The 9,479-nt window shown below is 55.0% G+C and carries 7 protein-coding genes; 6 read left to right on the top strand and 1 reads right to left on the bottom strand.

All coding sequences use genetic code 11. The features are described 5' to 3' along the window. From QJ48_RS26715 to QJ48_RS26695, 5 genes are all read left to right on the top strand, one after another. A partial coding sequence (locus tag QJ48_RS26715) for a LysR substrate-binding domain-containing protein (protein ID WP_237763070.1) occupies positions 1 to 237 on the top strand: 237 nt, incomplete at its 5' end. Between the two features lie 105 nt (positions 238 to 342). Next, complete coding sequence (gene mmgD / locus QJ48_RS26710) at positions 343 to 1,473, top strand: citrate synthase (protein ID WP_054976441.1); 1,131 nt, start codon at positions 343 to 345, stop codon at positions 1,471 to 1,473. Between the two features lie 21 nt (positions 1,474 to 1,494). Beyond that, complete coding sequence (locus QJ48_RS26705) at positions 1,495 to 2,955, top strand: bifunctional 2-methylcitrate dehydratase/aconitate hydratase (RefSeq protein WP_054976440.1); 1,461 nt, start codon at positions 1,495 to 1,497, stop codon at positions 2,953 to 2,955. Between the two features lie 46 nt (positions 2,956 to 3,001). Further along, positions 3,002 to 3,910: a methylisocitrate lyase gene (gene prpB / locus QJ48_RS26700; protein WP_054976439.1), complete on the top strand. Its 909-nt coding sequence runs from the start codon at positions 3,002 to 3,004 to the stop codon at positions 3,908 to 3,910. A gap of 247 nt (positions 3,911 to 4,157) precedes the next feature. Next, on the top strand, positions 4,158 to 6,251 hold the full coding sequence (locus tag QJ48_RS26695; protein WP_054976438.1) for an RNA degradosome polyphosphate kinase: 2,094 nt from the start codon (positions 4,158 to 4,160) through the stop codon (positions 6,249 to 6,251). Here QJ48_RS26695 and QJ48_RS26690 read toward each other — a convergent pair. After that, a complete protein-coding gene (locus QJ48_RS26690) occupies positions 6,217 to 7,758 on the bottom strand; it encodes a Ppx/GppA phosphatase family protein (protein WP_054976437.1) in 1,542 nt (513 codons plus the stop codon). The two genes, QJ48_RS26695 and QJ48_RS26690, sit on opposite strands and share 35 nt — an antisense overlap. Positions 7,759 to 8,286: 528 nt before the next feature. On the opposite strand from QJ48_RS26690, the gene citZ reads away from it, so the two are divergent. Then, entirely contained in the window at positions 8,287 to 9,399 is a 1,113-nt protein-coding gene (gene citZ, locus QJ48_RS26685; protein ID WP_054976436.1) for a citrate synthase, read from the top strand. Positions 9,400 to 9,479: the final 80 nt, after the last annotated feature.

The following is a 9,479-nucleotide window of genomic DNA, read 5'->3' as shown; positions in this document are numbered from 1 at the left end:
CCAGAAATCTTAACCGTTGTCGCCTTTGTAGCCGAAGGGATGGGGGTCGCCTTGGTTCCCGCGTCTTTTCGGCACCAGCAAAATCAAGGGGTCGTTTACCGGGACATTCGGGAAGCCGCCGTTCTGGAAACGGCGTTTATTTGGCGGAAAGACGAGACGTCGCCGGTGCTGCATGAATTTTTGAAGCTCGGCCGAGCATACGTCGGTGGAATGAAGAGTCCTTTCCACCCGGCTTGATACATTCTGCGTATCAGGAAGGACGTAACGGATATTGGACGCGATTTCCAGCGGATCGATATACTGAAGGGGCAAAGCCAAATCATCGGGAGGAGCGAAAGAACGATGAGCGGATCATTCCAGCCCGGACTTGAAAACGTTATCGCAAGCGAGACCGAAATTTCTTATTTGGATGTCGAAAAAGAACAAATTGTGCTGCGGGGTTACGATCTTATCGAATTGGCCAAAACCGTTACTTATTTGGACGTCGTTTCGTTAATGCTTGACGGCAGCCTGCCTACGCCCGAATGGCGGAGTGCTCTCGAGTTCAGCCTCAAGACGGAGTACGGACTGCCTGAGGATGCGCTGTCGATCCTGCACCTGCTTCCGCAGCAGACGCATCTGATGGATGCGCTGAGAACGGGCATTTCCGCCATTGCCGGCTATGATCAGGATATCGAGGACAGGTCGGGGGAAGCGAATTACCGCAAATCGATCCGGCTGCTGGCCAAGGTGCCGCAGATCGTGGCGGCCAGCTATCATGCGTCCATGCGGCGGCCTCTGGTGGAACCCCGCCAAGACCTTTCGTACAGCGCCAACTTCTTGTATATGATTACCGGGAAGGTTCCTTCCGAAATGGAAGAGAGGACATTCGATCAGTCGCTGATCGTATACAGCGAGCATGAAATGCCGAACTCCACCTTTGCCGCACGCGTCATTGCTTCCACGCAGGCCGATCTGTACGGGGCACTGACCGGCGCCGTCGCTTCGTTGAAAGGAACGCTGCATGGCGGAGCGAATGAAGCGGTGATGAAGATGCTGCTGGAAGCGGGAGATGAGGACAGGATGGAGCCGCTGATCCTCGGCAAATTGACCCGCAAGGAACGCATTATGGGCTTCGGCCACCGGGTGTACATGAAGAAGCCGGACCCGCGTGCGGTGCTGATGAAAGAGGCGTTAGCCGTGCTGGCGTCAGCCAAAAATGAAGAGAAGCTGTACCGCATGTGCGTCATCGGCGAAGAGGTGATGAATCGCGAAAAAGGATTGTATCCCAACCTCGATTATTACGCCGCGCCGGTTTATTATTTGCTGGGCATACCGATCGACCTATTCACCCCGGTCTTTCTCGCCGCCCGGACGGTCGGCGTATGCGCACACGTGATGGAGCAGCATGCGAACAACCGGCTTTTCCGGCCTCGTGTCCTGTACAAGGGACCGCGCGATCTGCATCCCAATTCGGCCTCGGTCGGCTCATAACTAGCGGGAGGAGACATCGATATGGCAGCAAACCCATCCATGGCCTATGAACAAGGACGAACCGCATCTGTTGCGGATCAACTTTTAGTTGACATCGCGGATTACGCACTTGCATACGAAGCCCAAAGTCCGGAAGCCCGGCGCATTGCACAGCACGTCGTATTGGACTCGCTCGGTACCGCCATTTTGGCGCTGCGCTTTCCGGAATGCGCGAAGCATCTCGGACCCGTCGTGCCAGGCGTCACCGTGCCTCACGGCTGCCGGGTGCCGGGAACCCGCTATGAGCTCGATCCCGTACACGGGGCGTTTAATATCGGGTGCATGATCCGCTGGCTCGATTACAACGATACGTGGCTGGCCGCCGAATGGGGCCACCCTTCGGATAATCTGGGCGGTATTTTGGCGGTAGCCGACTATCTCAGCCGTGTCCGGATTGCGGAAGGCAAAGCCCCTTTGCGGATGCGGGATGTGCTGGACGCCGCCGTGAAGGCGCACGAAATTCAAGGGGTGCTCGCCCTCGAAAACAGCTTCAACCGGGTGGGGCTGGATCACGTGCTGCTGGTGAAGATCGCTTCAACGGCTGTCGTCACGGCGATGCTGGGCGGCACCCGGGACGAAGTGGTCAACGCGCTTTCCAATGCTTGGCTGGACGGCGGCAGCTTGCGCACATACCGGCACGCGCCGAATACGGGATCGCGCAAATCGTGGGCGGCCGGAGATGCGACCAGCCGCGCAGTCCGTTTGGCCCTTATGGCCGTCAACGGCGAAATGGGGTACGCCACTGCGCTTTCGGCCAAAACGTGGGGCTTCCAGGACGTTTTGTTCCAAGGTAAAACACTGAAGCTTGCGCGTCCGCTCGGCTCTTACGTGATGGAGAACGTGTTGTTTAAAATTTCCTTCCCGGCCGAGTTCCACGCCCAGACCGCCGTCGAATGCGCCTTTACTCTGCACCCGCAAATCAAGGACCGGCTGGACGAGATCGATCGGATCACGATTACGACGCATGAATCGGCCATCCGCATCATCGATAAGAAAGGCCCGCTGCATAACCCGGCGGACCGGGACCACTGCCTTCAATACATGGTGGCGGTAGGCTTGCTGCATGGCGATTTGACGGCGGAGCATTATGAGGATGAGGCGGCCGGAGATCCGCGAATCGATGCGCTTCGGGACAAGATGGTCGTCACGGAAAATTCGCAGTACAGTCGGGATTACCTCGATCCGGACAAACGATCGATTGCCAATGCGATCCAAATCCGGTTCACGGACGGGACGGAGACAGCGAACGTGGAATGCGAATACCCGATCGGTCACCGCAGACGCCGGGCCGAAGGCTTGCCGAAGGTGATCGATAAATTCGAAGCGAATCTGCTGACGAGGTTTCCTAAGCTAAAAGCGGCGCAAATTCTCGAACTCTCGCTTGACTTGGCGCGGTTGGAGCAGATGCCGGTAAACGAATATATGAATTTGTACATCATTTAGTTTAACGGTAAGGCAAGCGGAATACGACTTCCCGGGAGGATAAACGATGGCTTGGTTGATGGAGCAGGATACGGATCAACGGGAGCTGGCGGCCGCTTTTCGGAAACGGATGGAAGCCGGTCCGATTCTCAAAATTCCGGGTACGCACGACGGGATGGCGGCCAGAATAGCGAGACAGGTCGGCTTCGAAGCGCTCTATTTGTCCGGGGCCGCCTTTACGGCCAGCCGGGGCTTGCCGGATCTTGGGCTGATTTATTCGAATGAAGTCTCGGAACGGGCCCGCGAGCTTGTCCGCGCCTCGATGCTTCCGCTGCTGGTCGATATCGATACCGGCTTCGGCGGCATCTTGAACGTAGCCCGGACGGCCAAGGAAATGGTCGAAGCGAAGGCTGCCGCCGTCCAGATCGAGGATCAGGAAATGCCGAAGAAATGCGGCCACTTGAACGGTAAAAAACTCGTTTCAACCGAAGAAATGATGCAAAAAATCAAAACGATCAAGGAAATCAGCCCTTCGCTGGTCGTCATTGCCCGCACGGACGCCAAAAGCGTAGAAGGCTTCGATGCGGCGGTAGACCGGGCCAAGCATTATTTGGCGGCGGGAGCGGACGGGATTTTTCCGGAGGCGCTGGAGAGCGAGGAGGAATTCAAGCGGTTCCGTGCCGCCATCGACGCGCCGCTGCTGGCGAACATGACGGAGTTCGGAAGAACGCCGTATTATACCGCAGAGCAGTTCGAGGCTTGGGGCTTCAATATGGTCATTTATCCGGTAACCTCGCTGCGGGTAGCGGCCAAAGCCTACGAGCGCGTATTTTCGGAAATCAGCCGTACCGGGACGCAAGCGGGATCGCTTCAGGACATGCAAACCCGCAAGGAGCTGTACGATACGATCCGATATTACGATTACGAAGCCTTGGACGGAAAAATCGCTAAAACCGTCCTTCCGCCAACCGAATAGATTCTTTGATTTCCAACGATTATCATGTGAAGAGTTCCTGAAGAGGCTAGTTCCTTCGGGAGCTCTTTTCGTTGTATAATGATAAAGCTCGTTTTGATTCCGCCCGGAAAAAATATAGGTGTATTTTCTCTTGCGTTTACATAAAATTAACAAAAAGAGCACGTTCACTTAACATTGTCGAATTACGATGTAGAAAGCAAACAAAATGAAGCTAAACGGTGAATGACCATGGAGGGTTTACAACCTTATGAAGGATATTGCCGCACGTGAGACCGCCAACCATTATCTGAACCGCGATTTAAGCTGGATCGAATTCAACTGGCGCGTGCTGGAGGAGGCGCAGGATCCCGAGACGCCGCTGCTCGAACGCGTCAAATTTTTATCGATCGTTTCTTCCAATTTAGACGAGTTTATGAGTGTTCGCGTAGCCGGCATCAAGGATCAGATCAAAGCGGGCCATACGAAAAAGGATTTCACCGGCTATACGCCCGCCGGATTGTTCAAACGCGTCATGAAGCGCTCCTCTAAAATGGTAACGGAGCAGTACAAGACGTACCGGGACATTATCCGGCAGCTTGGCAAAGAGGGCATTATTTTTACCGAATACGACGATTTGAACATAACCCAACGCAAAGCGATGGACGAATATTACCACGATATCGTCTTTCCTGTGCTGACGCCGATGGCGGTCGACCAGTCGCGGCCTTTTCCGCTGGTGCGGACACAGGCTTTATATTTGGCGGTCGTGCTGATGAAGGAAGGGGACGATCCGGAGGACGAACCATATTTTGCCATCCTTCAGGTGCCGTCCAATTTAAGCCGTTGCCTTGCGGTGCCCGGACGAACGAACAGCAAGAAAAGCGAATTCATTCTCATGGAAGATCTTATCGAGAAGCATATACATACGCTGTTCAGCGGCTATATTCCGATGTCGGTCCATGCGTTCCGGCTGACACGCAACGCGGACTTGACGCTGAACGAGGAAGGCGCCGAGGATTTGCTGGAGGAGATCGAAATCCAGCTTCGCAAGCGGCGTTGGGGGACGCCGGTCCGGCTTGAGGTGCAAAAGGGCATTCACCCGTATGCGTTGGAGCAGCTGACGGAGGAGTTCGAGATTGTCGAGAATATTTTTGAAATTGACGGGCCGCTCGACCTGACTTATTTTATGAAAATGGTGTCGGCGCTCCAAGGCTTCGATCATTTGCGCTATAGTCCCATCCAACCGGTGTATCCTTCCGAGCTCGACGATGTCGAGGATCTGTTCGCCAAGCTGAGGCAGCAGGATGTGCTGGTGTACCACCCTTACGAGTCGTTCGATGCCGTCACCGATTTTGTGCTCCAAGCGGCTTACGATCCGCAAGTGCTTGCCATCAAAATGACACTGTACCGGGTCAGCGGCAATTCCCCGCTTATCCAAGGGCTTGCCCGTGCGGCGGAGTCCGGCAAGCAGGTGACGGTCGTGGTGGAGCTGAAGGCGCGGTTTGACGAAGAGCGCAACATCGCCTGGGCGCGCAAGCTGGAGCAGGCGGGCTGCCACGTCGTTTACGGGCTCGTAGGGCTGAAGACGCATGCCAAAATTACGCTGGTCGTCCGGCAGGAAGCGGATGGTCTGAGACGGTACGTGCACGTGGGCACGGGGAATTACAATGACAATACGGCAAGATTGTATACCGATGTCGGCTTGTTTACTTCGCATAAGGAGATCGGGGAGGACGCTTCCGCGTTGTTCAACGAGGTGACCGGATATTCGGCACCGCACAATTGGAAAGCGTTCGGCGTGGCGCCTACGGACATGATGGATAAGTTATTCGAGAAAATCCGCCGCGAAGCGAAGCACGCCGCCGAAGGCAAGCCGGCGAGGATCATCGCCAAGTTCAACTCGCTTTCAAACCAGCAGATGGTCGACGAGCTGTATGCGGCCTCGCAGGCGGGGGTCGAGATCGATCTGATCGTGCGCGGCGTATGCTGCCTGCGGCCCGGTGTTCCGGGACTGAGCGAGCGGATAACGGTACTCAGCATTGTGGACCGGTTCTTGGAGCACTCGCGCATTTTTTATTTCGAGAACGGCGGGGAGCCGGAAGTGTATATCGCCAGCGCGGACTGGATGACACGGAACTTGACGCGGCGCGTCGAGCTGATGTGCCCCGTATTTGACAAAAGCATCCAGCAGTCGCTGATCAATATATTGCGGCTCAGCCTGAAGGATAACGTGAAGGCGCGGCAGCTCCAACCGAACGGCATGTATGAGCATGTCCGTGCGGAAGGAGGCGGGCCGCAGCTTCGCAGTCAATTTGCGGCCATGCGCATCAGTTCGTGGAAAACGACGTCTCGTGAACTTTGAGCTGCTGTCCCCACGTATTTTTAAATTCTTTTTGCAGTCCGAGGACCTCTCTGTATTCCGCAGAGGGGTCGTGCTTTGCCTTCAGCCGCAAATGCAGCGCCTTGCTCTCCGAGAATGCGGTCGTCACTTCCAGCGCCTGCGTCTCGCTTATATCGAGAGCGACGGCGAGCTTAAGCAGCGTGCCAAGCTTCGCGATCAGGTCGGTGTCGGTTTTTTTCAAAATATCCTTGTGATGCTGCACGGCCTGCTGGGTCCGTGCTTTTGTTTTGTACGAAGCGGCCAAGGCGCAAATCAGAATTTCGCGGTGGGTGAGACCGTCGATGCGCGTGTGCGCAATCATGTGGAAGGAATGCTTCGGATACTGGTAATAGCTAAGCGAAGCGCCGATCCGGTACAGCTTGGCCGCTATGATCAGACACAGGCGCACGCGCGGATCGAAGCGGTGCCTCCCCGCCTCCGTCAAGGCATCGAACAGCTTCAAGGCCGTCCGGCTCACCTGCGAGAGATGCGCCCGGGGGGCCGTCGAATGAAGGGCGAGCAGGTTGTCTGCGCTTCGCTCGGCCATATGCTTTAGCTCCGTGTCGACAGGGTAGAAGCTTTCAAAGAACAGGCCGTCCCGCAGGCCCGCGCCGCTGACGACATAGTGCGAAGCGCCGGCTGCCTGAAAGATCGTCTGAAGAATCAGCAGCCCCGGGACGATGATATCGTAGCGGTCTTTGGACAGACCGTCGATTTTTTTGCGTTTTAGTCCGGGCATGAGCGGAAGCCAGGCGGCGAGCTCGTCCACTTCGGCGGCGGGGATCGTATAATTATGCGTAAGCGGCAAGGAATATTTGCGTTTGCGCTGATTGATTTTGCACAGCGTCCGTACGCCGCCTCCGAGTCCGACGAGCGGCAGGCCGGGAGCCTGCCGAATCCAGGGCTCGCGGGCAATCGCATCCTCGACCATCTGACGGATGCCCCGCAGCTGTTCTTCGTGGAATTCGCCGTTTGGCGCAAATTTGCGCGTCGTATTGACCGCCCCGAAAGGAAACGATACGCTGCGGATCAAGGTGCGGTCGCGGAAGAGCGAAATTTCGGTGCTTCCCCCGCCGATGTCGACAAGAAAGCCGTCCGCAATATCCATCGTTTGGATCATGCCCAAGAAGCCGAGTCTGGCTTCGTCCTCCCCGGACAGCAGCTCGACGTGAAATCCGCTTTCGCGGCGCAGCGTGTCCAGAATCTCCTGAGAATTTGCGGCGTTGCGGATAGCTGCCGTGGCCGCTACCCGGTATTCGGTCACTTCGTGAGCGTGACATATCCGTTTAAAATGAGACAAGATCTGCACGATCACCTGAATATCCGCTTGGGCCAATGTCCCGTCGGCGCCGATCCGCTGGCTCAAGCGCGCGGATTCCTTGAATTCGCTGATCACGCGGTACGCTCCGCCCGTCGTCTGTTCGTTCACGGCCAACCGGATCGAGTTGGAGCCGATGTCAATGATGCCGATTCGCCGGCTGTTGTTCATGGCTGGTCCTCCTGCTAACGGGTGAAAGTTAGTTTTATTTTACCGTTACGGCAGATGGAAGTCCACTGAGCCGCCTCCGATAACCTCCTCCTAAGGGGCAAAGGAAATATGCTGAAAAATATATCTGATTACAAAAAATGTACCAATAAAAAATATCACGAGGACCAACATCGATATAATCATAATTTTTTCGATCAGGCTGTACTTTTTCAAAATTTACCACCTCTGCGTCGAATGTACCAACGAATTGCGAATCAGAAAAGGACTATGTTGATTTAAACCTATCTAAAATAAAGCCGTCTAACTTTGATTCATTATGATTTTTTATGAGTTAATATGAGTATAATGAAACTGGGCAGACCCTTTACGGATGGGCGTTTGGCCGGTATGAGTACATACGGTTCAGTCCGCAGATAGCATCTGTTTATTGTGCTGATAATGAACTTTTATGTCTGAATTTGTTCACTTTAGTTTCTAAATACTTTATATTAGAATTATGTGAATTCGAACGCAAAAGGAGAGATTATCTTGACTGCTACCAAAGGTTTGGAAGGAATTGTAGCCACAACGTCCTCCATCAGCTCCATTATAGACGGTGTGCTCACCTATCGCGGCATCAATATCGACGACCTTGCAGAGAACGCCACGTTCGAAGAGGTCGTATACTTGTTATGGTACGGCAAGCTTCCTAATCGCTCCGAACTGGATCAATTAACGAAAGATCTGAGCGACAACGCTTCGGTTCCTGCCGAAGTGATCGAACAAATCAAGCTGTACCCGAAAGACGTCAACTCCATGGCCGCGCTTCGTACCGCCGTTTCCAGCTTGGCGCTGTACGATGATGAGGCGAACGATATGACTCCGGAATCCAACCTCCGCAAAGCGATCAAGCTGCAGGCGCAGCTGCCGACGATCGTAGCGGCATTCGCGCGCATTCGTCAAGGCCAAGAGCCGATCGCGCCGAAATCCTGTTCTTCCGTTGCCGAGAACTTCTTGTATATGCTCACGGGCAAACAACCGGAAGCCATCGCCATTCAGGCTCTGGACAAAGCTTTGGTGCTTCATGCCGACCACGAGCTGAACGCTTCGACGTTCGCTGCGCGCGTAACCGTTGCGACGCTGTCCGATATTTATTCGGGCGTGACGTCCGCGATCGGCGCGCTCAAAGGCCCGCTGCACGGCGGCGCCAACGAAGCGGTTATGGCGATGCTCGAAGAAATCGGCACGGCAGACAACGTGACCAGCTATATCAACGATAAGCTGGCCAACAAGGATAAAATTATGGGCTTCGGCCATCGCGTTTACAAAAACGGCGACCCGCGCGCGAAGCATCTCCAAAAAATGTCCCAGGAGCTCGGTAAAATTACCGGCAACATGAACTGGTTCGACATGTCCATTCAAATCGAAGAGATCGTCACCGGCCAAAAAGGGCTGAAGCCGAACGTAGACTTCTACTCCGCTTCCGTCTACACGTCGCTCGAAATTCCGCGCGACTTGTTCACGCCGATCTTCGCGATCAGCCGTACGTCCGGATGGACGGCGCACATTCTCGAGCAATTTGACAACAACCGCCTTATTCGTCCGCGCGCCGAATATACGGGACCGTCGCACCAAGCCTTCGTTCCGATCGAGCAGCGCTAATCCGGCTTGGGATGCCCGCATCTGCGGGATGCAATAGAAAAGCAGCTTTCCTACGGGCGGCTGCGGCGTTACCGGTCTCC

The sequence above is a fragment of the Paenibacillus sp. A3 genome, assembly GCF_001399685.1.
Taxonomy (GTDB): domain Bacteria; phylum Bacillota; class Bacilli; order Paenibacillales; family NBRC-103111; genus Paenibacillus_G.
This window is presented reverse-complemented; position numbering and strand designations above follow the sequence as displayed.

Coding starts and splice junctions, on each gene's coding strand:
- mmgD (WP_054976441.1), top strand. CDS start 343: ATGAGCGGATCATTCCAGCCCGGACTTGAAAACGTTATCGCAAGCGAG.
- QJ48_RS26705 (WP_054976440.1), top strand. CDS start 1,495: ATGGCAGCAAACCCATCCATGGCCTATGAACAAGGACGAACCGCATCT.
- prpB (WP_054976439.1), top strand. CDS start 3,002: ATGGCTTGGTTGATGGAGCAGGATACGGATCAACGGGAGCTGGCGGCC.
- QJ48_RS26695 (WP_054976438.1), top strand. CDS start 4,158: ATGAAGGATATTGCCGCACGTGAGACCGCCAACCATTATCTGAACCGC.
- QJ48_RS26690 (WP_054976437.1), bottom strand. CDS start 7,758: ATGAACAACAGCCGGCGAATCGGCATCATTGACATCGGCTCCAACTCG.